At 65.2% G+C, this 26,259-nt stretch carries 27 protein-coding genes; 14 read left to right on the top strand and 13 right to left on the bottom strand.

From position 1 onward, the window contains the following. Position 1: 1 nt before the first annotated feature. The 3 genes from OX459_RS19475 to OX459_RS19485 form a co-directional block, all read right to left on the bottom strand. Positions 2–187 (bottom strand): CsbD family protein, encoded by a 186-nt coding sequence (locus OX459_RS19475; RefSeq protein WP_077400637.1) that lies wholly within the window; start codon positions 185–187, stop codon positions 2–4. Positions 188–361: 174 nt separating this feature from the next. Continuing rightward, positions 362–997, bottom strand: coding sequence for a class I SAM-dependent methyltransferase (locus tag OX459_RS19480; protein WP_289906243.1), 636 nt, complete (start codon positions 995–997; stop codon positions 362–364). A gap of 70 nt (positions 998–1,067) precedes the next feature. Next, the gene (locus OX459_RS19485) at positions 1,068–3,137 is read right to left on the bottom strand and encodes a M13 family metallopeptidase (protein WP_289899954.1); all 2,070 of its coding nucleotides are present in this window, start codon (positions 3,135–3,137) and stop codon (positions 1,068–1,070) included. Between the two features lie 138 nt (positions 3,138–3,275). Here OX459_RS19485 and OX459_RS19490 point away from each other — a divergent pair, with 138 nt between their 5' ends. Together OX459_RS19490 and OX459_RS19495 are read left to right on the top strand one after the other, a co-directional pair. Beyond that, positions 3,276–4,103 carry an HDOD domain-containing protein gene (locus tag OX459_RS19490; protein WP_289906244.1) on the top strand — a complete coding sequence of 276 codons (828 nt, stop codon included), beginning with the start codon at positions 3,276–3,278 and terminating at the stop codon, positions 4,101–4,103. 223 nt (positions 4,104–4,326) lie between these two features. Continuing rightward, positions 4,327–4,578: a flagellar protein FliT gene (locus OX459_RS19495; protein ID WP_257218715.1), complete on the top strand. Its 252-nt coding sequence runs from the start codon at positions 4,327–4,329 to the stop codon at positions 4,576–4,578. A 432-nt stretch (positions 4,579–5,010) separates the two neighbouring features. On the opposite strand, the gene OX459_RS19500 is transcribed toward OX459_RS19495, so the two are convergent. After that, on the bottom strand, positions 5,011–6,156 hold the full coding sequence (locus OX459_RS19500; protein ID WP_289906245.1) for a hypothetical protein: 1,146 nt from the start codon (positions 6,154–6,156) through the stop codon (positions 5,011–5,013). A gap of 171 nt (positions 6,157–6,327) precedes the next feature. On the opposite strand from OX459_RS19500, the gene fumC reads away from it, so the two are divergent. The 3 genes from fumC to OX459_RS19515 all read left to right on the top strand — a co-directional run bounded on the left by fumC (position 6,328) and on the right by OX459_RS19515 (position 8,449). Then, positions 6,328–7,722 carry a class II fumarate hydratase gene (gene fumC, locus OX459_RS19505; RefSeq protein WP_289906246.1) on the top strand — a complete coding sequence of 465 codons (1,395 nt, stop codon included), beginning with the start codon at positions 6,328–6,330 and terminating at the stop codon, positions 7,720–7,722. Positions 7,723–7,818: 96 nt separating this feature from the next. Next, the gene (locus OX459_RS19510) at positions 7,819–8,040 is read left to right on the top strand and encodes an RNA-binding S4 domain-containing protein (RefSeq protein ID WP_035825476.1); all 222 of its coding nucleotides are present in this window, start codon (positions 7,819–7,821) and stop codon (positions 8,038–8,040) included. 124 nt (positions 8,041–8,164) lie between these two features. Beyond that, the gene (locus tag OX459_RS19515; RefSeq protein ID WP_034759786.1) at positions 8,165–8,449 is read left to right on the top strand and encodes a hypothetical protein; all 285 of its coding nucleotides are present in this window, start codon (positions 8,165–8,167) and stop codon (positions 8,447–8,449) included. Between the two features lie 4 nt (positions 8,450–8,453). Here OX459_RS19515 and OX459_RS19520 read toward each other — a convergent pair whose 3' ends face one another. The 9 genes from OX459_RS19520 to OX459_RS19560 all read right to left on the bottom strand — a co-directional run bounded on the left by OX459_RS19520 (position 8,454) and on the right by OX459_RS19560 (position 16,564). After that, a complete protein-coding gene (locus OX459_RS19520) occupies positions 8,454–10,076 on the bottom strand; it encodes a DUF692 family multinuclear iron-containing protein (RefSeq protein ID WP_289906247.1) in 1,623 nt (540 codons plus the stop codon). 17 nt (positions 10,077–10,093) lie between these two features. Beyond that, entirely contained in the window at positions 10,094–10,396 is a 303-nt protein-coding gene (locus OX459_RS19525) for a DUF2282 domain-containing protein (protein WP_289906248.1), read from the bottom strand. A gap of 253 nt (positions 10,397–10,649) precedes the next feature. Further along, positions 10,650–10,850, bottom strand: a complete 201-nt coding sequence (locus tag OX459_RS19530; RefSeq protein ID WP_034781856.1) for a YjfB family protein — start codon at positions 10,848–10,850, stop codon at positions 10,650–10,652. 57 nt (positions 10,851–10,907) lie between these two features. Continuing rightward, positions 10,908–11,444 (bottom strand): molybdopterin-guanine dinucleotide biosynthesis protein B, encoded by a 537-nt coding sequence (mobB, locus tag OX459_RS19535; RefSeq protein WP_077400616.1) that lies wholly within the window; start codon positions 11,442–11,444, stop codon positions 10,908–10,910. A gap of 94 nt (positions 11,445–11,538) precedes the next feature. After that, positions 11,539–13,038, bottom strand: a complete 1,500-nt coding sequence (locus OX459_RS19540) for an alkaline phosphatase family protein (protein ID WP_289906249.1) — start codon at positions 13,036–13,038, stop codon at positions 11,539–11,541. A 100-nt stretch (positions 13,039–13,138) separates the two neighbouring features. Next, the gene (locus OX459_RS19545; RefSeq protein WP_289906250.1) at positions 13,139–13,834 is read right to left on the bottom strand and encodes a general secretion pathway protein GspB; all 696 of its coding nucleotides are present in this window, start codon (positions 13,832–13,834) and stop codon (positions 13,139–13,141) included. Position 13,835: 1 nt separating this feature from the next. Further along, a complete protein-coding gene (locus OX459_RS19550) occupies positions 13,836–15,470 on the bottom strand; it encodes an AAA family ATPase (protein WP_289906251.1) in 1,635 nt (544 codons plus the stop codon). A gap of 51 nt (positions 15,471–15,521) precedes the next feature. Next, positions 15,522–16,046, bottom strand: a complete 525-nt coding sequence (locus OX459_RS19555) for a hypothetical protein (RefSeq protein ID WP_099665198.1) — start codon at positions 16,044–16,046, stop codon at positions 15,522–15,524. A 230-nt stretch (positions 16,047–16,276) separates the two neighbouring features. Further along, positions 16,277–16,564 (bottom strand): hypothetical protein, encoded by a 288-nt coding sequence (locus tag OX459_RS19560; protein ID WP_029496217.1) that lies wholly within the window; start codon positions 16,562–16,564, stop codon positions 16,277–16,279. Between the two features lie 348 nt (positions 16,565–16,912). Between OX459_RS19560 and OX459_RS19565 the strand changes: the two genes are divergently transcribed. The 9 genes from OX459_RS19565 to ugpC all read left to right on the top strand — a co-directional run bounded on the left by OX459_RS19565 (position 16,913) and on the right by ugpC (position 26,249). Then, a complete protein-coding gene (locus OX459_RS19565) occupies positions 16,913–17,785 on the top strand; it encodes a BadF/BadG/BcrA/BcrD ATPase family protein (RefSeq protein ID WP_289906252.1) in 873 nt (290 codons plus the stop codon). 2 nt (positions 17,786–17,787) lie between these two features. After that, complete coding sequence (locus OX459_RS19570) at positions 17,788–18,522, top strand: GntR family transcriptional regulator (RefSeq protein WP_070282815.1); 735 nt, start codon at positions 17,788–17,790, stop codon at positions 18,520–18,522. Further along, entirely contained in the window at positions 18,519–19,631 is a 1,113-nt protein-coding gene (gene nagA / locus OX459_RS19575; protein ID WP_099665200.1) for an N-acetylglucosamine-6-phosphate deacetylase, read from the top strand. Before OX459_RS19570 ends, nagA begins: the two co-directional genes overlap by 4 nt. After that, a complete protein-coding gene (locus OX459_RS19580; protein ID WP_289906253.1) occupies positions 19,621–20,634 on the top strand; it encodes an SIS domain-containing protein in 1,014 nt (337 codons plus the stop codon). The genes nagA and OX459_RS19580 overlap by 11 nt, the downstream gene beginning before the upstream one ends. Positions 20,635–20,766: 132 nt before the next feature. After that, positions 20,767–22,026, top strand: coding sequence for an extracellular solute-binding protein (locus OX459_RS19585; RefSeq protein WP_289899943.1), 1,260 nt, complete (start codon positions 20,767–20,769; stop codon positions 22,024–22,026). Between the two features lie 7 nt (positions 22,027–22,033). Beyond that, positions 22,034–22,903: a sugar ABC transporter permease gene (locus OX459_RS19590; RefSeq protein WP_289906254.1), complete on the top strand. Its 870-nt coding sequence runs from the start codon at positions 22,034–22,036 to the stop codon at positions 22,901–22,903. Positions 22,904–22,915: 12 nt separating this feature from the next. Next, entirely contained in the window at positions 22,916–23,752 is an 837-nt protein-coding gene (locus OX459_RS19595; RefSeq protein ID WP_289899941.1) for a carbohydrate ABC transporter permease, read from the top strand. Between the two features lie 26 nt (positions 23,753–23,778). Then, the gene (locus OX459_RS19600; protein ID WP_077400590.1) at positions 23,779–25,101 is read left to right on the top strand and encodes an MFS transporter; all 1,323 of its coding nucleotides are present in this window, start codon (positions 23,779–23,781) and stop codon (positions 25,099–25,101) included. 14 nt (positions 25,102–25,115) lie between these two features. Continuing rightward, positions 25,116–26,249, top strand: coding sequence for a sn-glycerol-3-phosphate ABC transporter ATP-binding protein UgpC (ugpC, locus tag OX459_RS19605; protein ID WP_289906255.1), 1,134 nt, complete (start codon positions 25,116–25,118; stop codon positions 26,247–26,249). Positions 26,250–26,259: the final 10 nt, after the last annotated feature.

The raw sequence follows: 26,259 nt of genomic DNA on the forward strand, positions 1-26,259 counted from the left end.
ATTACGGCTTACGGGTAACGGTTTCCACCGCGTCCTTGACGTCGCCGACTTTCTTCTGCACTTTGCCTTCGACCTGGTTTGCCAGGCCCTTGGCTTGCTGTTCTTCGCTGCCGACGATCTTGCCAGCGGCTTCCTGGATTTTACCGCCGACTTCCTTCAGTTTACCTTCGACTTGATCTTTGTTCATGATGGATCCTCACTGTAGTTGGTACATCTGTTGTCCGGCCCCGAAGGGCCGGTGCTGCGGCTCACACGCTGTTGCAAACTGCTTGCTGCGTGTCGATGTGTCCATACTACGGGGCGGGGGATCAAAGCTCTGTACGGTTCCTAACACATGCTCAATTTGCGCCAATATCGGCGATCACGCGGGCTTGCGCCACACGGTGGCCAGCCACGGCTGCTGGTCGCGCGGCAAGCCCGGCGGGCGGTAGTACTGGTCGAGCAGGCTGAAACCGGCCGCCTGCACGTAGGCGGCCCACGTTTCCTCGTCGTGATAGCTGCCGTAGCGGGCGCCATTCCAGCCTTCCTGGTTCTGCCCGCGCGGATTCGAGCTGAACAGCACGCCACCGGGCTTCAGGCAAGCGTGCAAGGCGCGCAGCACGCCGGGCAAGACGGCGCTGGGCACGTGGAACAGCACGGCATTGGCAAACACGCCGTCGAAGTGCGCGGCCGGCAAATCGAGGTCGACGAAATCCTGCTGCCACACGGTGCAGCCGCTGTAGGCGCGCGCCATCTCGACGAAGCGGGGGCAGCCATCGACGCCCGTGGCGTGATGCCCCATGGCCGTGAACGCCTTCAGGTCGCGGCCAGGGCCGCAACCGAGGTCGAGGATGGCCAGCGGCGCCGGCTTGCCGATGGCGTCCAGCAGCGCGGCGATGTTCTGGCTGACGTCGTGGTCGCGCGTGCCTTCGAAAAACTGCTCGGCGCTGGCGTCGTAATGGGCCAGGGTGCGCCCCGTGATGGCGTGGATGGGGTCTTGCGGTGGGCTTGGCTGCATGGCGGTCCTGTCGATATGTTCCGCCATTTTACGCTGCCGACCAGTTCCCCGGCCGGCAGCGTCAGCACTCTTACCAGACGCGCACGCGCTGCTCCGGCGCCAGGTACAGCTGCTGGCCCGGCTGGACGTCGAAGGCCGGGTACCAGGCGTCGAGGTTGCGCACGGTGGCGGCGCGGTATTGCGCCGGCGCGTGGCCATCCGTGAGTATCTGCTGGCGCGCCGCCGCTTCGCGCGCCTTGCTGCGCCAACTGACGCCATAGCCCGTGAAGAAATCGCGGTCGGCGCCCGCCTGCAGCGGCTTGCCCTGCTGCGACAGGGTGAACGCATCATGCGCTGCCGCCACGCCGGCCAGGTCGGCCAGGTTTTCGCTCAGGGTCAGCTGGCCATTCACGGCCAGGTCGGGGAACGGTTTGTAGGCCGCGAACTGCGCCACCAATTGCTTGGATGCCGTCTGGAAATGCGCCAGGTCGGCCGGCGTCCACCAGTCGCGCAGCTTGCCCTGGGCGTCGAACTGGGCGCCCTGGTCATCGAAGCTGTGGCTGATCTCGTGGCCGATGGTGGCGCCGATGCCGCCATAATTGGCCGCGTCGGATGCCTGCGGGTCGAAGAATGGCGGCTGCAGGATGGCGGCCGGGAAGTTCAACGCATTTTGCAGCGGCAGGTTGACGGCGTTGACCAGCTGCGCCGGCATGGCCCAGGCCTTGCGGTCGGGCGACTGGCCCAGCTTGGCCAGTTCCTGGCGATAGTGGAACTGTTCCGCCCGCTGCACATTGCCCAGCGCATCGCCGCGCACCACGCGCAAGCCAGCATAACTGTCCCAGCGTTCCGGATAGCCCACGCCCACGTACAGGGTTTGCAGTTTTTCCTGCGCCTGCGCCTTGGTGGCCGGCGCCATCCAGTCCAGCTTGTCGATGCGGCGCGAGAAGGCGGCGACGATATTCGTCACCATCTCCTGCACGCGGGCTTTCGATTCCGGCGGGAAATAGCGTTCCACGTACAGCTTGCCGACGGCGTCGCTGAGGGCCGCATTCGTCGCGGCCAGCGCGCGCTTGCTGCGCGGCGACTGCTGCGGCGTACCGCTCAGGGCGCTGCCATAGAAGGCGAAGCGCTGGTCGGCGGCCGCCTTCGGCAAGGTGGTGCTGAAATGGTTGATGGCGTGGAAGGCCAGGAAATCCTTCCACGTGGCCAGCGGCACACTCGCCACCAGCGCGGCGCTGCCCGTCATGGCCGACGGATGCCAGACGATGAAATCCGTCTGCTTGCCCAGGCCCGCCGCCTGGAAGAAGGCTTGCCAGTCCAGGCCCGGCGCCTTGCTGGCGAAGTCGGCGGCGCGCCACGCGTTATTGCCCTTGGCGACATCGGCCGAATCCTCGCGGCTGGCGTGGCTGGCGGCAATTTGCTGTTCCAGCGCAAACACGCGCGCGGCGCGGGCCGGCGCATCGCCGTAGCCGGCCTGCTTGAGCATGGCGGCGATATGCGCCTGATAACCGGCGCGCAAGCCCTGCATGCGGGCGCTGTCGTCCTGGTAAAAGGCACGGTCGGGCAAGCCCAGTCCGCCCTGCAGCAGGTAGGCGACATTGCGCGTGGTGTCGTTCAAGTCTTGCGCCACCCACAGGCCGAACAGGTTTTCCGTATAAAAATTGGTGGAATTGAGCGGGTCGACATCGGCGCGCAAGCTCTCGCCCAACGCCCGGGCCAGCCCTGCCTGGTCGCGTATGCCATTGATCTTGCTCAACAAGGGCTTGATCGGGGCCCAGCCTTTCGCTTCGATAGCCGATTCGTCCATCCAGGAACGGTAAAAATCGCTGACCTGGCGCGCGGAGGCATCGGCCTGCGGCGCCGCCGCCAGGCCTTCGACGAGGGCGATGATGCGCTCGTTGGTGGCATTGGCGAGGATGGCGAACGAACCCCAGCTGCTGCGGTCGGCGGGAATCTCCGTGCCGCGCAGCCAGTCGCCATTCACGTAGTCATAGAAGTCGTCGCCGGGCAAGGCAGCGGGGACGGCGGCGCCAGCGACATCGGCGGCGGCCGGCTGGCCGTGCGCCCGGGCGGGCAAGCCCGTCAGCGAAACGCCGGCCAGGGCGAGGACGATGGCGGCCTGGACTGGCGTCCGGGACCAGGAAAAACGCAAACCGTGCATGGCGATCCTTTCGATGGAATAGTCAAAATCATAGCCTGTTTCCCATGCAAAAAGCATCCCGGAACTTTTTTGCATGCGGACAAAAAATCGGCCTATAGTTTTACGACCCCGTGCCGCGTGTACGCCAAGGAGATTGCCATGCAACTGGAAGCGCTGTTCCAGCAACCCCACGCCCTGCCTGCCGCCCCGAAGATCGTCGATGAACTGGTGCGCAGTTTCGACAACCCCGCCATCGCCACCGAAGACATCGCGCGCCAGCTGGGAGCGGACCCGGCCTTGAGCGCCAAGCTGCTGCGGCTGGCCAATTCAGCCTATTACCACGTCTCGCGCAGCATCGGCACGGTGGAAGACGCCGTGCTCATGCTCGGTTTTGTTACCGTGCGCACCCTCGTCATCAGCTCGGGCCTGGTCAGCGGCTTCAAGGCCGTGCCCGGCCTGAACCTGCCGCAATTCTGGCGCTACAGCCTGCACAGCGCCGTGTCGGCCCGCTGGATCGCCAGGCAGACGGGCGACAACCAGGACCTGGCGTTCACCATCGGCATGATGCATGCGATCGGACAACTGGTGATCCATGCCGCCATGCCCGAGCAAGCCATGCAGCTCGACAAGATCGCGCCACCTCTCGATGCGCGCCGGCTCGACGCGGAGCGGGTCTCGCTGGGCTATGACTATGCGCAGGTGGGTGCCGAACTGGCGCGCCGCTGGAAATTCCCCGGCGCCTTTGTCGACGCCATCGCCGCCTTTCCCGACCCGCTGGCCAAGGCGCCCCTGAACCGCCTGGCCGCCATCATCCACCTGGCAGCCTGGCGCGCCCGCATCGATGAAAACGCCCTGAGCAATGAAGAAATCATCGCCTGCTACCCCGGCAACGTGGCCGAAGCGCTGGGTTTACCGCCCTCGGTACTGGTCGACAAGATGCCGCCGCCAGCCGAACTGAGCGCGGGATTGGAAGAACTCGTCAAATAAATCCCCCACTGCCGGCATCGCCGACCCTGCATCCATGCGGGTTTACGGGTGATTCCGGCGGATCGCCAAAATTATCCAAATTATTTTCACTTTTTTTTCAAAAACACCCTCAAGTTCCCGTTAAGCACGCCGTTAATCTAGACAAGCGGTAATCCATTCACTAGTTACGGGTGTGCTCATGACCTCCAACGACGTTCTCTCGATGTATGAAAATATTGCAGGAATGACCAATAAAATGGTCGTGGCCGCACGTTCGAGCGACTGGAATGACTTGGATGCCCTGGAAAACCAGTGCGCCAGCGCCGCCAGCACGGTCATGACGGGCAAGGTGCCCGCCCAGGCCGGCGCCTCACGCCTGCGCAAGATCGACTTGCTCAAGCAAATCCTGGCCAACGACCGCGAAATCCGCACCATCACGGAACCGTGGATGACGCAGCTGCCGAACGCCATGCAAGGTTCGCGCGCCCGCATGTAAGTCATATTGCAGCGCCAGAAACGACAAAAGCACCCGCGGGTGCTTTTTTTTACGTCTGCCGCCTTGCCGGAGAGCACGCCATCTGCGTGCGCTCGGGAAACAAGGAGGGGAATTTGGAAGGCGAGCCCCAGGTATCTCCTGGCGTCGCCTCGCTGCCGGTTGCATCCGGCGTTCGCGAGCACATCGTCGGCATCGCGAACCGCTTCCAGACCCAGGCGTTTATGCAACGCTACACCTGTTTGCCGCGCCACACTATCGTTGGTGACTGCGCCAGGCTGGGGCTGTTTTGTCGTAGAGCAAGTCCACTGAATTAATCATATCACCATATTTAAGAAACAGGCAACACGCGATACAAGCATTTTTCTGTCTTTTTTCAATATCTTTTTTTATATCAAATTCCGGCGCCGCCTTGTCGCAGCCATTGCAACATCATCAACGCGAGAACGGCTCCGGCTCCGGCTCGTCCGCCGCCCCCTCTTCCACCGCCTCCGTCAGCACGGGCGCCTCCTTCTTCTTGCGGCCGAATGGCTTGCGCAGCAAGACCCAGTATTTCGACGGCGCACTAGGCCCCGCCGCCTGCCTGCGCTTGCGCACGACATACACGATGAGGGCCGTCAGCAACAGGAAGGCCAGGGTGCCGATACCCAGCCACAGCAAACCGTTGCCGCCCGCCTTCTTCTCGGCTGCGGGTGCCGCGTGCAGGGGTTTGGGCTTGGCATGCGGCGCCTGCGCCTCGGCCGGCGCGGCAGCCGGCGCAGCGGCGGCAGCAGCGGCGGCAGGCTGAGCCAGCGCCTGCTGCAAGGCGCCGATCTTGCCTTCCAATTCGCCGAGCTTGTCATTCAGGGCCGCGTTTTTCTCATCCAGCGCCACGCACGCTTGCGCCTGCTCAATATTGGCTTGCGGCGCGCAAGCGGCGACGGGCGCCGTGGCGCGGCGCAACGGCGACGGACGCAGCGCGGCAGCGGCCGGCGCGGGCGCGGCGGGCGGCGGCACGAACACGCGCGCCGGGCGCACCAGGCCCTCGGCGCGCGCGCGGGCCGCCAGCGCGGCGGCATCGGGCGACGGCGCGGCGGACGCGGCGCGCGGCAATGGCAACGGTTGCGGCACGGGCACAGGCGCGGGCGCCGGAACGGCGGGCCTGGCTGGCGCGCTGACAGGGGCGACGGCGGCGGCGGGCGGGGCCGGCGTCAGCCACAAGGTGCCCAGGCGCACGACGGCGCCATTGCCACTGCCCAGCAATAAATACAAATGCACGTGGCCTGCCTGGATCGCTTGTCGCGTTGTCACGCGCACATAATGGCGCCCACCGCGCTCCAGCGGGCTGATGGTCAAGGTTTGCAGGGCCGGATCCATGCCGATGCCGCCGCCGCGGTACACATCGGGCGAAGCCAGGCGCACGGCCACGCCGTTGGCTTCCTCGGGCGCCAGGGCCGTCAGTTCGATCTCGGCCAGCAAGGGCTGACCCACGTGCGACAGCACGGCCATGTCACCCAGCTCGGCCGCCATGACAGGCGGCAAGGCCAGGCTGGCGGCAGCGCACGCGATCAGGGACCAACGGGGAAAGATGCTGCTCTGCATGGACTGATCGCTTTGATAACAGGATAGGAAGGGGAACTCGCCTGTCTTTAACGGCAGGAAATCGCAAAAATATAGATGGGTCAGGGCAAAAATGATGCAATACAGCATCATCCTGTGCTTTTTTGACGCCTGGAGTACACTCGATCCACCTCCATCGATGAAAGGGATGCCATGAGTAGCAGAATCGAACGCGACAGTTTCGGCCCGATCGACGTACCCGCCGACCGGCTGTGGGGAGCGCAAACGCAGCGCTCGCTCGAGCACTTCCATATCTCCACGGAAAAGATGCCGCCCGAACTGATCGCCGCCCTGGCCACCGTCAAGCGCGCGGCCGCCCACGTCAACCTGGACCTGGGTCTATTGGATGGCAAGAAAGCCATCGCCATCACGCAGGCGGCCGACGAAGTACTGGCCGGCAAGCATGCCGCGGAATTCCCGCTGGCCGTCTGGCAGACGGGTTCTGGCACGCAAAGCAATATGAACATGAACGAGGTGCTGGCCAACCGCGGCTCCGAGCTGATCGGCGGCTTGCGGGGCGAGGGGCGCCTGCTGCACCCGAACGACGACGTCAACCTGGGCCAGTCCTCGAACGACATCTTCCCCACCGCCATCCACGTGGCCGCCGCCCTGGCCGTCGCCAACACCGTCTTGCCGCCGCTGCGCCAGCTGCGCGCCACGCTGGACGCGAAGGCCACGGAATTTGCCGACATCGTCAAGATCGGCCGCACCCACTTGCAGGATGCGACGCCGCTGACCCTGGGCCAGGAATTTTCCGGCTACGTGGCGCAGCTGGACTTTGCCGAGCACATCATCACGGCATCGTTGCCGCCGCTGCTGCAGCTGGCCGCCGGCGGTACGGCCGTGGGCACGGGATTGAATGCCCACGTGGAATTTGCCGGCCGCATCGCGACGGAACTGGCGCGCCTGACGGGCCAGCCGTTCGAGACGGCCAGCAACAAGTTTGCCGCGCTGGCGGCCCACGACGCCTTGGTGGCCGCCCATGGCGCGCTGAAAACCCTGGCCACGGCCCTCATGAAAATCGCCAACGACGTGCGCTGGATGGCGTCCGGCCCCCGTTCCGGCCTCGGTGAAATCACCATCCCCGAAAACGAGCCGGGCAGCTCCATCATGCCGGGCAAGGTCAACCCCACGCAGTGCGAAGCGCTGACCATGCTGTGCTGCCAGGTATTCGGCAACGATGTCGCCATCACGGTGGGCGGCGCCTCGGGCAATTTCGAGCTGAACGTCTTCAAGCCCTTGATTGCGCACAACTTCCTGCAAAGCGCGCGCCTGCTGGGCGACGGCATGCGCAGTTTCGACGAGCATTGCGCGCACGGCATCGCGCCGAACCGCGAGCGCATCGCCGAACTGATGGAGCGCTCCCTGATGCTGGTCACGGCGCTGGCGCCGCACATCGGCTACGACAAGGCGGCGCAAATCGCCAAGCAGGCCCAGCATGAAGGCACGACCCTGAAGGAAGCGGCGCTGGCCCTGGGCTTTGTGACGGAAGAGCAATTCGGTGCGTGGATCGTGCCCCTGGACATGACGCGGCCCAACAAAAGTTAAGGCTCAGCCTGCATTCCTCCTGGCTTCATGTAAACTATGACCTTAGTTGACACCGTCATTAAGTGTTTAAAACACATCGTTGCAATAAGGGATACAATGCAAAAAGTAAGCTTTGATTTAACATCCGAGTTCGTCGAGCTGAACCAGCTGCTGAAGCTGGTCGGCCTGTGCGACAGCGGTGGCGCAGGCAAGGTCATGGTCGATAGCGGCGTGGTGAAGGTCGATGGCAAGAAGGAATTGCGCAAGACCGCCAAGATCCGCGCCGGCCAGGTCGTCAGCGTGGGCGATATCCGTATCACGGTCGTCGCTCCCGTCTGACCCCGGCATGGGGCGCGAAAGCAGCCCCATGCGTCCAGCCGGCGCCCTGCCAGCCGGCTGCCTGGATCAAGCTGCAAACACGTCGTTATTGTCAGATAAATATCGATTGCAGAAGGGAAGCGCCATGGACCATCCCGAACAAGGTACGCGCAGCCAGGAACGCCTGATCGGCGACTTGCGCCAGGTAATAGAAAACGCGGAAGAATTGCTGCGTAACACAGACAAATACACCAGCAGCCTGTACCAGAGCGCGCGCGCCAGGCTGGAACTGGCCCTCGTCGCGGCCACGGCCGAGCTCGCCCGCTTTGAAGAAGAGCAAGTCACGCGCATGATGGACGCCACCCTGGCCGCGAATGCCCTGTACCGCGATCAGACGGGCGAAGCGCGCCTGCTGCGGGCCTTCGAATAACCCCTCACGCCGTCAACACCGCATGCGCCAGCCACTGGCGCAAGTGCGCGGCCAGGTCGAATGCCGGGTCCAGCTCGAACGCCGCATCGAGCGCGGCGCCAAACGTCTGCCCCTGCCTTAACGCCAGCAAGGCGGCATGCGCAGCCGCATCCAGTAGCAGCACCTGCGCCTTCCAGCGCGTCCGGCATACGAACGCGCAGCTCGCCACCTGCATATCCTGCGGAAACATCCCCTGCCCTTCCCCCTCCTGATGCGCCTGCCACAGGGCCGCCACTTGCCAATCCGATGCCAGCAAGGCGCAGGCGGGATGCAAGCTGAAGCGCCGCGCTTCCAGCTGATCGGGATGCAAGGCGGCCAGCGACTCGGGCGCCAGGCCCTGCGCATCGTCCGCGTAATGGGCCAGGTGCACGGCCCATTCCAGGCGCGCCATGTCCGGCAGATAGGGCAAGTCGGCGACATGCGGGAAAGTGGCCAGAAAATCGGCGAAACGGGCGCCAAACTGGTTCAAATCAGCGCTATCGGATGGCATCTGCCGCCCATACGCGCGCGCCAGGCCGCCCAGGAATTCCTCGCCCACCAGCGCCAGCACGACGGGATAGGCGTGCGCCAGGGTGCGGCGCCAGGTGGCGCTCATATTGCCGCGGTAAAGTGCGAAACGCTGCGGCACCTGCTCGCCCGCGAACGATGGCAAGTTTGCCTCAACATCCAGCAAGGCCGTGGCAAACGCTTGCTGGCCGGCAACCAGCACATCAAGCGACGCGGGCGGCGGCGGGGACGGCAGCGTGACTCCCTGCCATGGCGTTGGCGGCGCATGGCGCGCCAGCATGGCTTGCGCCTTGTCCGCCTCGCCCAGCAAGACATCGATGGCGGGCAAGTCCGTATCCCATTCGACGAGCGTGGGCACGGCGCCGAAATGCTGCAAGGCGGCCGCATACAAGTCCCAGACGGGATCGGCCACGGCGGCGCCGTGGTGGTCGATCACGGCATGCGGCGTTACCAGATGGCCGCCCAGGTGCAGCTCGCCCACGCTGCCCGGCGCGATGGACTGCATGGCCGTCATAGCGTCTTCGCCGTGGTTGCACTGATTCACATATAGATTATTGATATCGAGCAGCAGCCCGCAACCGCTGCGCCGCGCCAGCTCCGCCAGGAATTGCGCCTCGCTCATGGCATCGTCGGCAAAACGCAGGTAAGTGGAGACATTCTCCAGCAAGATCGGCCTTTTCAGCACATCCTGCACGCGCCCCACCCTGGCGCAGAGCAAATCGAGGGCGGCGCCATTCAAGGCCAGCGGCAACAGATCATTGAGTTGCTGCTGCGCCACGGCGCCCCAGCTCAGGTGTTCCGACACGAGGACCGGCTCGATGCGCTCGACCACGGCGCGCACGCGCTGCAAGTGACTCTCGGAAAAACCGCGCGCGGATCCCAGCCCCAGGCCCACGCCATGCAGGCTGATGGGGTAATCCTGGCGCAAGGTGTCTAATACATGGCTATCCCAGCCCGACGGCTGCAGATAATTTTCGGTGTGTACTTCCAGCCAGCCCACCCTGGGGCGGCGCGCCAGGAAGTCGCGGTAGTGCGCGGCGCGCAAGCCGACGCCGGCAAGCGCTTGAACTGGCGGCGGCATGGGCAGGCGGCGGATGCTTACGGCTGCGCGGCCGGCTTTGCCGCCTTGCCGGCCTTGATGGGCTTGACGGAACCGCCCGCCTGTTCGCACGTGCCCTTGGCAACATACGTCCATTCGGTCGGCAGATTGTCCGCCTCCGCCTGGCCCGCGCAGGAATGCGCGCCGTCGGACGAGGCGCAATCGTTCTGCCCGGCCTTGGCCACGCCATAACACTTTTCCTTGTCGCCAGGGGCGGGACCATCGTGCGCGGCCGCGTTGAGGGTGGTGCCGGCACAGATGCCCGCGAGGGCGGCGGCGATGAGAGCTTGACGTTTGTTCATGGGAAATCCTCTTGCATGGGTCAAAGTAATGGCACGCCCCGGGCTGCGCCGATGGGCAACGCGAGGTGATGGACGCCATTCTACTGAATCGGCCGTGCCATGGCGAACCATGGTCAATTAATCAACTTGACAGAGGCGGGGAGAAAACGGAAGGAAGGCAGGAAGACAGACAAAAACGCCCACGCGCCACCGTCGATGACGGTGGTGTGGGCGTAAGTAATGCGAGCGCCAGACGGGCGCCGCGGGACTGCGCTCAGGCGGTCGTGTTGATGCGGTTGCCGAGGTGAGCCGGCAGACTTGGCGCCGACTGTACCGGTGGCAACGCTGCCAGCAAGGCCGTGGCGGTCGAGCTTTGGATATCCTGGGCTTTTTTCAGGACAGTCAAGCCGACGGCTTGCCGCGTGCCTGTCTCCGCCATCGTGGTTGACAGTTGAGCAATGCTTCCGACGTCCATACGTTTCTCCAATGAGGTTCTACCCTTGTTAACGGATGCCGCCGGCAAACCTTTAGCTTATTTTTCCAGCTTATTTTCCAACTGCAGCAGCAGCCAGGCCAGCACGTGTTCGCGCGCATTCAAGTCCAGCCATTGCACGCCCTCGCGCAAATCGGCCGGCGCCGGGCTGTCCGACGCGACGGCGATCACATGCGGGTCATGCGGATACAGGGGCGCCTGCCCCACTTCCGGACGGAATACTTCCAGCTTGGGAATCGGGTCCGTCTTGAAGCCTTCGACCAGGGTCAGGTCTGCCGGCCCCATGCGGGCCAATTGCTGCGCCAGGCTCGGTTCCGGCGCGCCGCGCAGTTCATGCACGATGGCAAAACGGTACGGCGACGCCACCAGCACTTCCGCCGCGCCGGCCAGACGCAGGCGGGCGCTGTCCTTTTGCGGCGGTTCCAGCGCCAGGTCATGGTGGCTGTGCTTGACCAGGTTGACGCGCAAGCCGCGCGCCGCCATTTCCTTCACCACAAATTCCAGCAGGGTCGTCTTGCCGCTACCGGAACGGCCGATCACACCGAGTACCGGGTGTGCGGGCATCGCATCGTGCATGGTCACTCCTTGATTGAGAAGGAATGATTATACGCAGCCCACCGGCGCCACCGTCCTGCGCAGGCACTGCGCATTGCCCAGCCCATCGCCCAGGTCAAGCCACTCCGGGTTTTCCGCCATTCCGTGCACCGGCGGGCCCCGGCTTGCCGCCCTGCCGCCGGCGCCTGCCCACCGGCTTCGGCGCTGCCGTTCCCGCCGTTTGACTTGCCGTTTGACTCACCATTTTACTCGCCGTTTTACCATCCACCGCCTGCGCATTCCTCGCCCTGCGCGCCAATTGCCGGTGGGCGGCGATCGCGCCCGCCTCCGCATCGGACTGGAAGGGAACGGCGGCAGCGGCGGCCAGCGCGCCATCCGGCGGGGAGGCAAGCGCCGGCGGGGCGAAATCCTGCGCCCGCACATCCGCTTCCCAGGCGGCGCGCTGCGCCTGCACGGCTGCGGGCACGGCAGGCGCAGCGCGCGGCTGCGCCAGGGTCAGCACGGCGCCCAGGCCGCTGGCGGCCGCCACGCGCGCGCCCATCTGGGGCAAGGCGCCATCGGCGGCGCGGCAAAAGCGCTGCAGGATGGTTTTGATAATCGACGCGTGATCGTAAACCTCGTGGCTGACGCTGCCTGGCGCGATCAGCGGCGACACGAGCAGCATGGGCACGCGCACGCCGTAGCGGCGAAACGCGGGGTCGTCGTCCACGGCGACGGGTGGCGGCACATGGTCGAAAAAACCGCCGTGTTCGTCATAGCTGAGGATGAGCAAGGTGCGCGCCCAGGCAGGACCGCGCGACAGGGCCTGGTAGACCTGCGCCACCAGCGCCTGGCCGGCGCGGATATCGGCCGGCGGGTGGTCGTCATTGTCGAAGAAATGGGGATCGATCCAGCTGACCGAGGGCAAGGCGCCCGCCAGCGCATCGCCGATGAAGCCATAGCGGCGGGCGCTGGAGCCGAACGGTTCGTACATGTCGGACGAGCGGTAATGGTCGTCCGTCAGCGCCAGACTCCAGGGTTTCCAGGCGGAATAAAACTTCCAGCTGACCTGGGCCCGCTCGAGGTGGCGCACGAAGGATTTGTTCGCATACAGGGGCACGCGCTTGCTGTCCTTGCTGCCGGCCGCCTTGCCGCTGACCGCATACAGGCGGTTGGGCCAGGTGGCGCCCGGCACGGAACTGTAGCAGCGGTCGCAGACGCAGAATTGCTGCGCCAGGAAATCGTACATGGGCAAGTCGGCCCCATTGTAGTAGCCCATGACCAGGTCGATGTCGGGGTCGCCCGGATGCGTTTGCGCATAATCGTCAACGAAGCCACCGTTATTGTTTTGCAATTGCTGCGCCACCGACATGCCCGTATGCGACGGGTCTTGCTGCGGGCCAAAGGCCGTGCGCCGCAAATGGTGCACGGGGTAGCGCACGCCCGCATGCACGTTGGCATGACTTGCCTGCAAGCCATCGATATCGGTGCGCCCGCCTTCCAGGCTCAGGTAGCCAAGCATGTGGTCGAACGAGCGGTTTTCCATCATCAGCACGACGATATGGTCGATGCGCGCCAGGTTTCCCAGGCCCTGCGCATCAAGCACACCCTCGCCAGCAGTTGCGGCAGCAATCATCGGACCTCCCCGGCCGCGCACACGGTCGCAGCGCCCCTGGTTCGACCAGGCCCCGCCAGTATGGTTCAGCTATGGCGGCCCGGCCTTGATGCACAACAACTCAATATGGCACGCGGTAGCGGTAACCCTTGAAACTGAAGATGGCCGCCTTCGGCTGCAACTTTTCCAGCACCAGGCCGGGCGCCAATTCTTCACCCTCGTGGCGCAAGACCTTGTCGATCAGCAACAGGCGGTCGGCCGGATTCTTCGAATAGATATAGCCGCCGATGGCGATGGCGGGGATTTGCCGCTGTATCGGCTCGGGCAAGTCGCGCATGCCGGGCACGGTCTCTTCGGCTGACGGCGCGGGCGCGGGCATGGCCGGAGCGGGAGCGGGAGCGGGGACAGGCGGAGCGGCCTGGCCTGGCGTCTCCTGCTTCGGTTCCGGCACTGGCCTCGCGTGGTGCACGGGCGCGGCGGTGGCCGCCGGTGGCACGGGTACGGGCACAGCCACAGGCGCGGGCGCGGGGACAGCCGGCGGCGGCGCTGCCGGCACCGGCGCGGGCACGGCCTGGGCAAGCACGGCAGGGGCGACGGCCGCAGGTGCTGCCGCGCCCGCTTGCCACTGCTGCCACAGCAGCAGCGCGGCAGCCACTGCCACCGTCACGCCGCCCAGCGCCAGCCACACGGGCGCGCGCCGCGCGGCGCCGGATGCGGCGGCATCGTGCAGCTGCACTTGCGGTGCGTGGATCGACGGCAACTCGCCCAATTGGCGCTCGGCTTGCGATTTTTTCAGTGCTTCAAGTATGTAGGACATCTTATTTCCCCGCCACCATCGCCGTCGCAGCGGGCGCTGCCACGGCAGGAGCCGCGCTGCTCAGGCGCGGCTCCGAGTTGTCACCCAGCTGCATCAGGCGTATGAATGTTTTCGGGCCCGCCAAGCCATCGGCCCGCAAGTTCTGGCGCTGCTGGAAAGCGCGCAGCAGACCTTGCATTTCGGCATCGAGCGGCAGATTGGCGGCCGGCGCAGGCAAACCCTGCTGCTGTGCCAGACGCTGCGCCAGCCAGTCCACGTCGGCGCCGCGGGCGCCCAGCGGCACTTCGTCGCGCCAGCTGCGCGGGGCGCGCCAGAAGGTGGTGAAACTGCCATCGCTGCGCTGCGCCAGCTGGGCCAGCGGCACGCTTTGTGGTTTGCCATCGAGCAGCACGGTGGCGTTCTCGTCCTGCACGCGCGTCAGCAGCGCCAGCTGCTCCACACCCTCCCCGTCGCGCAAGGCCAGCACGGCGGGACGGTCCAGCACGCGCAACTCGGCGATGCCGCCCCGGCTGTGCAGGCAGCGCAGGCCGGCGCGGGCGCCCGCCTGGCAAGCGTCACCGGCCGGCAACTGCTCGCCCCACAGACTGGCCAACTGGCGCAGCACGGCGTTGCGGTCCGGCACGCTGGCCGGTGCGGGGGCAGATGCGGCGGCAACCGCCACGACGGAGGCGGCCGGCACAGAGGCGGCCACGGCAGGCACAGGGGGCACAACGGACGGGCGCGGCATGAAATGCCAGGCCAGCGCGGCCGTGACCACGGCGCCGGCCAGCACGCCACCGGCCACGTGCGGCCAGCGCAGGCCCCGTCCGGCAGCCGACTTCCCCTCTTCCGCAAACACTTCCTCGGCGGCGCGGCGCAGTATCTGGCGCGTCACCTGCGGCTGGTTTTCCACGTAGGCGCCCAGCAACGCGCGGTCGCACAGCAGGTTGATGCGGCGCGGCACTCCCTTGCTCAAGGCATGGATCTGCGCCATCAAGCGCGGCGCGAACGGCGTCTGCGCCGTGCTGCCCGCCACGGCCAGGCGGTGGCGGATATAGCTGGCCGTCTCGTCCGCCGTCAACGAACCCAGGTGATAGCGGGCGATCACGCGCTGCGCCAGCTGTTCGAGTTCCGGCCGGGCCAGCATGGCGCGCAATTCCGGCTGGCCGATCAGTATGATCTGCAGCAACTTGCGCTCGCTCGTCTCCAGGTTGGTCAGCAAGCGCAGCTGCTCCAGCACGGCGGCGGACAGGTTTTGCGCTTCGTCAATGATCAGCACATTATTCTTGCCTTGCGCATGGCTGGCCAGCAAGTGCGCATTGATGGCGTCGACATAGCCTTTCACGCTGGCCACGCCGGGCGCCAGGGCGATGCGGAATTCCTCGCAGATCGACAGCAGCAATTCCTCGACGGACAGTTTCGGATTGAAGATGTAGGCGAGCTGGCAATTTTCCGGAATCTGTTCCATGAAGCAGCGGCACACGGTGGTCTTGCCGGCGCCGATTTCTCCCGTCAGCAGCACGAAGCCGCCGCCGCTGCCCACGCCATACAGCAGGTGCGCCAGCGCTTCGCGGTGGCGTTCGCTCATGAACAGGTAGCGCGGATCGGGGGCGATCGAAAACGGCGATTGCTTGAGCTGGAAATAATGCGTGTACATGGAGACCCTGCGGATGAAACGATCAAAATGCGCGGCGGCAAGCCGAACCCCTCATCGGGTGCGGGCGGGCGGCAACGGCTTGTATTTGGCGCAATACACTTTCGCCTTGCTGCGGAAGTAGACGATTTTACTGCCAGGCACGGAACCACGGACGGGAAAGGCGGAATTGTCGAGCTTATTGAAGCGCAGGCCCGAGACGCCGCGAATGGCCGGTTCCAGCTTTTCCGGCGTCGCGTCCGCCACCACGCCCATGAAGACGAGGGGACTGGTGTCGTCGCTGACGATCACGTCGGTAATCGGCGCGCCCCACAAGGTGGCGTCCGTGCGGAACCAGTAAGCGCCCCCTTCATGCTTGTAGGCGGGGCCGAAGGCCGTCAGCAGATACGCATAAAAGGCCTTGTTGTCGATCTGGTCGATGCACAGCACGGCGTTGCCCACCACTTGCCCGAACGTGGATGGCGGCGGCTTTTGCTGCGCCAGCACGCCGGACACGGGCGTGCCCACGGCCAGCAGGGCGAACGCCGCCAGCAGGGCCGGTGCACGCCACGGGCGCGACAGTAAGCGACGCAGGCGCATGATCAGCGCTTGCGCTCTTCTTTCTTGACCTTCTTGGCTTCCTTCTTTTCCTTCATGGTCTTGGCCGGTTCCTTCTTGGCTTCCTTCTTGCTGTCCTGTGCCTTGCTCATTATCTACTCCATACCTGGGCGGAAATGCCTGGGCCATTATGACACTCCCCCATGAAAATGCCACCCGAAAAGCAAAACGGCCGCACAAGGCGGCCGTTCCAGTCGCGCGTCAGCGCACCATCAGTGCAGGCACAGGCGGCGGCGCGTCTTTTCGATCAGCGCCGCATCGTAGGGATACAGGTTCTCGATGAAGAACAATTCCGTTTCCGCTTCGTCTTCCAGGCACATTTCGATCATGACCGGGCCATCGCTTTCGCGGCCCAGGAAATCCTTCGGCCAGCGGTTCTTGCGGTGCGTGCGCATCATTTCCATGCCCAGCGCAGCCAGCGGCGCCGACACGCCAGCGGCCAGCGCCTCTTGCTGCCAGTCGTCCCAGTAATCGCTCTTTGCTGCCTTGTCGTTCATCATGCTCTTCCAACTCAGGTGTAAAAGGCGGACTTTACTCTTCATGGCGTCCCTTGCCAAGCATGCGCGGAAGCAACACTACCGCGCGCGGCGCAGACCAGTCTGAAAAAATTGGCATTAAACAAGGCCAATTTCAATACCATTCGGCAAGTATAAAAATCCCTTTATTAACAATCACTTGCAATCACGCCCTCGGGCATGCGGCGACAGCGCGCAACGCATTTGTTAATACCACTTAAATACCTGTTGACAAGCCATCGGGGCGACAATATAGTGCCTTCAGCTTTTTCGCCGCCCGACAAATAAAAGAACCGAGACAGGCGCAATCAACCAAACGCGGGACTGCACAACATGATCGAATACATAATCGGCGTCGACGGCGGGGGCAGCGGAACCCGCGTACGCCTGGCGCGCCTCGACGGCCAGGAACTGGCGCAGGGACAAAGCGGCCCATCCGGCCTGGGACTGGGCATCGAACGGGCCTGGACGTCCGTGGCGCATGCCGTCACCCTGGCCTTCCGCGCCGCCGCACTGGAACAGCCGCCGCTGCAGCGCATGGCCATCGGCCTGGGCCTGGCCGGCGTGCACAACAAGCAGTGGGCCGCCAGCTTCATCGAACACAATCCCGGCTATGCCGCCGTCGCGCTCGAATCGGACGCCCTGACCACCCTGCTGGGCGCGCATGCGGGCCAGCCGGGCGCCATCGTGGCCATCGGCACGGGCAGCGTGGGCGAAGTGCTGCACGCGGACGGCAGCCGCCATGAAGTGGGCGGCTGGGGCTTCCCCTCCGGCGACGAAGCGGGCGGCGCCTGGATCGGCATGCGCGCCATCAACCATGCGCAGCAGGTGGCCGACGGCCGCGTGCCCGGCAGCGCCTTTGCCACGGCCATCATCGATGCCTGCGGCGGCCAGCGCGACGCCATGCAGGTGTGGCTGGCGGCCGCCAGCCAGACCAATTTCGCGCAACTGGCGCGCCTGGTGCTCGAACACGCGGCCACCAATGCGGTGGCGCGCGCCATCCTGGTGGACGCGGGCCAGCAGATCGCCCTCATCGCCAGGGCCCTCGACCCGGCCGGCGCCCTGCCCGTGGCCCTGTGCGGCGGCCTGGCGGCGCCCTTGTCGGGCTACCTGCCGGCGGCACTGTTGCAACTGGTCGTGCCGGCACAGGGCGACTCGGCCGCAGGCGGCCTGCGCCTGATACGCAAGCACTTGCAGGAGCAATGACCATGCTGGCCAAACTGTCCGCCTTCAAACCCAATCCGGCCAGCGACACGCCGCTCTACATGCAGCTGGCGAACATGCTGTCGGACGGCATCGCCAGCGGCGACTGGCGCGCCAACCAGGCCTTGCCTTCCGAGCGCGTGCTGTCGGACATCCTGGAAATCTCGCGCGTCACGGCGCGCAAGGCCATCGACATGCTGTGCGACCGGGGCATGCTGACGCGCAAGCGCGGCTCGGGCACCTACATCACGCCCAAGCTGGAGCAACCGCTGTCGCGCCTGACGAGCTTTTCGGAAGAATTGCGCCAGCGGGGCTTCACGGCCGGCTCGCGCTGGCTGCAGCGCGACATCGGCGCGGCCGCGCCGCTGGAACTGCTGTCGCTGGGACTGTCGCCGCACATGCCGGTGGCGCGTTTGCGCCGCCTGCGCACGGCCGACGAAGTGGTGATGGCGATCGAAACGACCACCATCCCCGCCCTGTACATGCCGGACCCGCAGCAGGTCACCGATTCGCTGTACGGCTACCTGGAGTCGCGCGGCACCATCCCGATGCGCGCGCTGCAGCATATCCGCGCCGTCAACGCCACGGCGGAACAGGCCAAGCTGGCCAATATCAAGACGGGTGAAGCCATGCTGCACATCACCCGTGTCAGTTATCTCGACAACGGCGCAGCGGTGGAACTGACCCACTCGTATTGCCGCAGTGATTATTATGAATTCGTAGCGGAGTCGCGCAGATGAGCAGCACTATCAAAGGCAATATCCTTACCCCCGGCGGCTGGATCCACGGCGCCATCGCCTTCGGCGAGCGGGTCGACAGCATCACGGGCGATTCGCTCCACCCGTCGGGCAACAGCGACGATTACATCCTGCCCGGCTTTATCGACCTGCACGTGCATGGCGGCGCAGGCAAGGACATCATGGAAGGCGGCGAAGCCGTCTATACCATCGCGGGCATCCATGCGCGCCACGGCACCACCAGCCTGCTGGCCACCACCATGACGGCGCCGCCGGAAGACATCGACATGGCCCTGACGGCCATCGGCATCGCCGCCAACCACCGCCGCCCGAACACGGCGCGCGTGCTGGGCGCCCACCTGGAAGGCCCGTACATCAATTCCGGCAAGCTGGGGGCGCAGCCGAACTACGCGCGCGCCGCCAATCTGGCTGAAATCGAGCGCCTGCAAACCCTGGCCAAGCTGCGCGTCATCACCGTGGCGCCGGAAATCGCCGGCCACCTGGACCTGGTGCGCGCCCTGGCCGACGCCGGCGTGCGCGTGCAGATCGGCCACACGCTCGGTTCGTACGAAGACGGCGTGGCCGCGCTGGAACACGGCGCCATGGGTTTCACGCATTTGTTCAACGCCATGAGCGGCCTGCATCACCGCGAGCCGGGCATGGTCGGCGCCGCCCTGGCGCACGCCGAATACGCCGAACTGATCCCCGACCTGCTGCATGTGCATCCGGGCGCCATCAAGGTGGCCCTGCGCGCCATCCCGCGCCTGTACTGCGTCACCGATTCCACCGCCGCCACCGGCATGCCGGACGGCGAATACATGCTGGGCCGCCACGCCGTGCAGAAATGCATGGGCGGCGTGCGCCTGCCCGACGGCACCCTGGCGGGCAGCACCCTGACCCTGGACCAGGCGCTGCGCAACCTGGTGGGACTGGGACTGGACCTGGCCGACGCGTCCAAGCGCGTGTCGACCAACGCCGCCGATTACCTGGGCCTGGAAGAACGCGGCCGGCTGGCCCCCGGTACTTACGCCGATCTGGTGGTACTCGATCGCGATCTCAAACTCAAAGCTGTGTATATAGAAGGAGAAATCTGTGACCTCAATGATGCTTAAAGAAGCCATTTCCGCCGCCGAATGCGTCGCCCTGCAACTGGCCAGCGACACGGAACGCTACGCGGAACTGGGCCGCAAATTGAGGAGCACCTCGTTCTCGACCGCGCTGACCATCGCGCGCGGCAGCTCGGACCACGCCTGCAACTACGTCGCCTACCTGATCATGGCGCGCCTGGGCCGCGTCGTCGCGTCCCTGCCGATGTCGCTGGTGACCCTGAACAAGTCGCCGCTGGTGACGCGCGATACGCTGGCCATCTCGATCTCGCAATCGGGCCAGAGCCCTGACGTGGTCGAGCCGATCCGCTACTTCCGCGACGGCGGCGCCACCACCGTGGCCCTCGTCAACGACATCGATTCGCCTTTGGCGCACGCCGCCGAGTGGGCAATGCCCCTGCGCGCGGGCAAGGAACAAAGCGTCGCCGCCACCAAGAGCTTCATCACCAGCCTGGTCGCCGGCGCGCGCATGGTGGCCCAGTGGCAGAACGACCCCGAGCTGCAGGCGGGCCTGGAAGCGCTGCCCGAAGCGCTGCTCGAAGCGACCCGCGTCGACTGGTCGCCCGCCATCGACGTACTGGCGCCGGTCCGCAACATCATGGTCGTCGGCCGCGGCATCAGCTTCCCCGTTGCGCTGGAAGCGGCGCTGAAATTCAAGGAAACCTCGGCCCTGCAGGCAGAAGCCTTCAGCGGCGCCGAAATCAAGCACGGCCCGATGGCCCTGATCGAAGACGGCTACCCGCTGCTCATTTTCGCCACGCGCGGCCCGACCCAGGCCGGCCTGCTGCAGCTGGCAACCGAGATGCGCGGCCGCGGCGCCAAGGTCTTGCTGGCGGCCCCCGCCGACGTGGCCGAACGCGACCTGACCCTGCCCGTGGCGGCCACGCCGGACCTCGACCCGATCGTCGCCATCCAGTCCTTCTACGTGATGGCGGCCAAACTGTCGGCCGCGCGCGGCATGGACCCGGATGCGCCGCGTCATCTGAGCAAGGTCACCAAAACCAATTAAGCAGCAAGCGGCAGCTGCGCCCCCGGCACGGGGCGCGGCTGCCGTCCGTAGCACCCGAATATAAGCGACGGCAAGGGCATGTACCCGCGCCGCGGACTCATGGACATTGGAGCCTCGCGCTCCAGGATAAAAATGACGATCAAGAGACTGTTGGCGGTTGTTGCCTGCGCGGGCCTGCTCGCGCCGCAGGCATGGGCTGCCGAGAAAATCGAATTCTGGACCTTCAGCATGAAGCCCAAGTTCACGCCGTATTTCAATGCGGTGGTGGCGCGCTATGAGGCGCAGAATCCCGGCGTCAAGATCGAATGGATCGACTTCCCGTGGGACGTCATCCAGACCAAGCTGGTCACGCGCATCGTGGCCGGCACGCCGCCCGCGCTGGTCAGCCTGAACGTGCCCTGGGCCGACGAATTCGCGCGCGACGGCTTGCTCACGCCCGTCGATGGCCTGATCGCAGAGGCGCGCGCCAGCTACATTCCCAGCGCCCTGGCGGACTTGCGCTTCAAGGGCGGCACCTACGGTTTTCCCATGTACAGCAATGTCGCGGTGATCGCCTTCAATACCGCCATTTTCAAGCAGGCGGGCCTCGCGCGCGGCCCCGCCAGCCTCGATGAACAGCTGGCGTTCGCGCGCCAGATCGCGCAACGCACGGGCAAGGCCGGCATCGCCCCTGCCCTGTCGAAAATCGATGGCCTGTTCATGCAGCAGGGTCTGGCCGTGATCACCGACAACCGGGCCGTCTTCAATTCGCCGCAGCACGTGGCGCTGGTGCAGAAGCTGGCCGACACCTACAAGGTGGGCGGCCTGCTGAAGGAAAGCCTGTTCGCCGAAGATAACTTCCCCGCCGTGATCGACGCCTACAAGGGCGGCCGCCTGGGCATGCTGCTGGCGCCGCCGACGGCCATGCAGCGCATCCGCGGCGACGCGAAAGACATCTACGCCATCACCGACGTGGCGCCCGCGCCGCTGGGCCCCACCGGCATCGCCGACGGCGGCTGGCTGGTGCACTTCGCCATTCCGAAAGGCGTGCCGGCGCGCCAGTTGCCATCGGTCGGCAAGTTCGCGCGCTTCCTGACGAACGACGAGAACCAGCTGGCGTTCGCGCGCCAGGCCAGCGTCTTCCCCACCACGGTGAAAGCGGCGGCCGATCCGTTTTTCCTCGCCACGCCGACCAACGCGGGCGCGGCCGAAAAGGCGGTCGCCGCCGGCGCCCTGTCGATGGGCCACTCGCGCACCCTGTACGTGGCCGGCATCGACGACTACGACGAGCTGCGCCGCTCGCTGGTGAAAGCCGTCGAGGCAGGTGTGACGGGCAAGCAGGATGTGAAGCAGGCGCTGGACCAGGCCGTCGCCATCTGGAACCGCAAGCTGGCCACCCTGCCGCGCCACTGAGGACACCATGACATTCTCCCACCGCCACACTCTGCAAGCCTGGCTGTTCCTGACCCCCGCCCTGCTGCTGCTGGCCGCCTTTTCCTTCTGGCCCGTCGGCTACGGCTCCGTGCTGGCCTTCACCGACTACAGCCTGATACGCGAGACGCGCTTCGTCGGCCTGGATAACTTCCGCTACATCTTCAATAACGAGATGTTCGTCTCGGGCCTGAAGAATTCACTGATGTTCCTGCTGATGGTGCCCTTCGTGCAGGTGGGCGCCATCACCCTGGCGGTCTTGGTGAACAACCGCCTGCCCGGCATCCGTCTGTTCCGCGCCGCCTTCTACGTGCCCGTGGTGACGACCGTGTCCGTGGTCGGCATCATGTGGGGCTTCATGTTCCACGAGCAGGGCGCGCTGAACTACGTGATGATGACGTTAAAACTGGTGAACGCGCCCGTGGGCTGGCTGTCGAACGACAGCCTGGCCCTGTTTGCCGTCATGTTCGTCACCCTGTGGCGCGGCCTGGGCTGGTACATGGTGATGTACCTGGCGGCGCTGCAATCGATTCCGTCGGACATGCAGGAAGCGGCCATGCTCGACGGCGCCAACCGCTGGCAGCGCTTCTGGAAGATCACCGTGCCCATGCTGCGCCCCACCATCATGCTGTGCTCCATCCTGTCCGTGCTGGCGGCCCTGAAGGCGTACCAGGAAGTCGACGTGCTGACCCAGGGCGGCCCGATGAATTCCACCTTCACGGCGCTGTACTACGCGTACGACCAGGGCCTCAAGCACTTGAAACTGCCGCGCGCGCTGGCTGCCAGCTTCGTCGTGTCCCTATTTTGCATCGGCATCGCCCTGCTGTGCCTGCGCTACCTCAAACCCAAGCACCGTTGATCGGGAATGACCATGCAAAAACGTTCCCGCCCCCTGAAAACCCGCCTGCAAATACTGGGCCACTATGCCGTGCTGTGCGCGATCGCCGTCGTCTGCGTCTTCCCCTTCTGGTGGACCCTGGTGACGGCCATTTCCACGGAGGGCAATATCTTCGCCTTCCCGCCCACGTTCTGGCCGAAGGCGCCGTCCTTCGACAACTTCATCGAAGTGTTCAATGCGATCCCGATCTGGTCGTTCTTCAGGAACTCCGTGCTGATCGCCGTGTTCACCGTGTTCTGGAAACTGCTGCTGTGCTCACTGGCCGCGTATCCGCTGGCGCGCCTGAAATTCCGCGGCCGCAAACTGGTATTCGGCCTGATTCTCGCCACGCTGGTGCTGCCGTCGGAAGTGAATTTCCTCGTCAACTTCATCACCATCACGCAAATGAGCCTGGTCGACACCTACACGGGCGTGATCCTGCCCAACGTGGTGACGGCCGTGGCCATCCTGCTGCTCAAGCAGGCGTTCGAGGAAGTGCCGCAAGACCTGATCGACGCGGCCAGGGTCGATGGCGCCTCCGAATGGGTGATCTTCAGCCGCATCATGCTGCCTTTGATCACGCCGTGGCTGGCTACCGTCGGCATCCTGACGGCCGTCGAATCGTGGAATGAATACATCTGGCCGTCGATCGTCATGAGCAAACCCGATGAATTCCCCCTGTCGGTGGGCGTGCTGTACTTGCGCGGCACCTTCGGCAGCAGCACGCGCGTGATCGCGGCCGGCACCCTGATCACCATCGTGCCGACCCTGCTCGCCTTCCTGTTTACCCAACGCTTCTTCATGCGCGGCATGGACGGCGCAGTCAAATGAAAACGTCTCTCGATAAGGAAGCCTCCATGCACGACAAGCGCACCAACATTGGCAAACGCAGCCCGATTTCCTGGGTGCCGACCTTGTACTTCGCCCAGGGCCTGCCGTTCTACGCCGTGGCCCTGGTGGCCGGCCTGATGTTCAAGAGCATGGGCGTGCCGAACGACCAGATCGCCCGCTGGACGGGCCTGATCGGCTTTGCCTGGGTCTTCAAATCGCTGTGGAGTCCCTTCCTGGAACTGGCGTCGAGCAAGAAGACCATGGTGGTGCTGTTCCAGTTCGCCGGTGGCCTGAGCCTGGGCCTGATCGCGCTGGCCCTGCAAACGCCGCTGTGGTTTGCCGCCTGTATCGCCGTGCTGTTCGTCGCCGCGCTGGCCTCGTCCACGCACGACATCGTCTGCGACGGCCTGTATATCGCCAGCCTGTCGGACAAGCAGCAGGCGGCTTACGCGGGCTGGCAAGGCGCCTTCTTCAACGCGGGCAAATTCATCTCGCTGGGCGGCCTGGTGATCCTGGCCGGCTACCTGGAGAAAAAAATCGGCATCAAGCCCGCATGGTCGGTGATCTTCCTGATCATCGGCGCCATGATGCTGTCGCTGGCCGCGTACCACCTGTGGGCGCTGCCGCAGGTGCGCAACGCGGCCGTGGCCGACAAGAGCGTGGCCGGCATCAGCCGCACCCTGTGGGACGTGCTGGTGGACTTCCTGAAAAAACCCGGCATCTGGGGCATGATCGCCTTCATCATCCTGTTCCGCGCGGGCGAGGCGCAAGTGCAGACCATCGGCCCGCTGTTCCTGCGCGAAGCGCGCGAACTGGGGGGACTGGGCCTGTCGACGACGGAAGTGGGCGCCGTGTACGGCACGGCCGGCACCGTCGCATTCCTGCTGGGCAGCATCGGCGGCGGCTACTTCACCTCGTGGCTGGGCCTGAAGCGCGCCATGTTCTTCCTGATCCTGGCCATGAATTTGCCGAACCTGGTGTTTTATTACCTGAGCCACAGCATGCCCACCGATTTGACCCTGATCACGGCCGCGCTCAGCGTGGAGATGTTCGGCTATGGCTTCGGCTTCGTCGGCCTGATCCTGTTCATGATGCAGGTGGTCTCCGTCGGCAAGTACCAGACGGCCCACTATGCGTTCGCCACCGGCGTGATGCAGCTGGGCTTCGTGCTGTTCAAGATGATCAGCGGCGACATCCAGACGGCTCTCGGCTACAAGACTTTTTTCCTGTGGGTGCTGGTGTCGGCCGTGCCCGTATTGATCCTGTCGCGCTTCATGCGCATCGGACCGAAGGATGCCTCCGGCCAGACTGACACGGGCGCCACGTCCGCGCCAGCCAGCGCCAGCTAGGATAGAACCACTTCATGGCACATATCGCGTTAAAGAACATCGTCAAGCTGTACGACGACAAGCACCCGGTCATCCACGGCATCGACCTCGATATCCGCGACGGCGAATTCGTCGTCTTCGTGGGGCCGTCCGGTTGCGGTAAATCAACCCTGCTGCGCATGATCGCGGGGCTGGAAGACATCACGGACGGCGAGCTGCATATCGGCGGCAAGCTGGCCAACGATATCGCGCCGGCCGAGCGGGGCCTTGCCATGGTTTTCCAGAGCTACGCCCTGTACCCGCACATGACGGTATTCGAAAACATGGCCTTCGCCCTCTCGCTGGCGGGGCACAAGAAGGCCGAGGTGCGCGCCGCCGTCGAGCGCGCGGCCGAGATCCTGCAGATCACGCCACTGTTGAAACGCAAGCCGAAGGACCTGTCGGGCGGCCAGCGCCAGCGCGTCGCCATCGGCCGCGCCATCGTGCGCAAGCCGCAGGTATTCCTGTTCGACGAACCGCTGTCGAACCTCGACGCCTCGCTGCGCGTGCAGATGCGCGTGGAAATCTCGCGCCTGCACCAGGAATTGAAGACGACCATGATCTACGTCACGCACGACCAGGTCGAGGCGATGACCCTGGGCGAACGCATCGTCGTCTTCAACGGCGGGCGCATCGAACAGGTGGGCAGTCCGCACGCGCTGTATAACAATCCCGGCAACCTGTTCGTGGCCGGCTTCCTCGGCGCGCCGAAGATGAACTTCATCGCTTGCGCAGCCGTCGCCAGCGGCCCCGGTTCGGTGGCCGTGCGCCTGCCCGGCGGCGCCGTGATCGACGTCGAAGCGCAGGGCGGGAGCGTGGCGCCGGGCGACCAGCTGACCCTGGGCGTGCGCGCCGAGCACGTCGTCCTGCAGGACGGGGACGCTGCAGGCGAGAACGTCATCGACGCGGCCGTCAGCCATGTCGAATACCTGGGCGACGTAGCCATCGTTTACGCCAGCATGCCGGGCGTGACCGAGATGCTGGCCGTCAAGCTGCCGGCCGAGGAAGGCTTGCGCCAGGCGGGCGACGCCATGCGCCTGCATCTGCCGGCGCAGCGCTGCCTGCTGTTCGATGCCGCAGGGCAAGCCCTGGCGCGCACGTTTGCCGCACCCGCTCAGCCGTTTATGTGACAATAGCCGC

Origin of the sequence: Janthinobacterium sp. SUN026, from assembly GCF_030397625.1 — a bacterium.
Taxonomy (GTDB): domain Bacteria; phylum Pseudomonadota; class Gammaproteobacteria; order Burkholderiales; family Burkholderiaceae_D; genus Janthinobacterium; species Janthinobacterium kumbetense.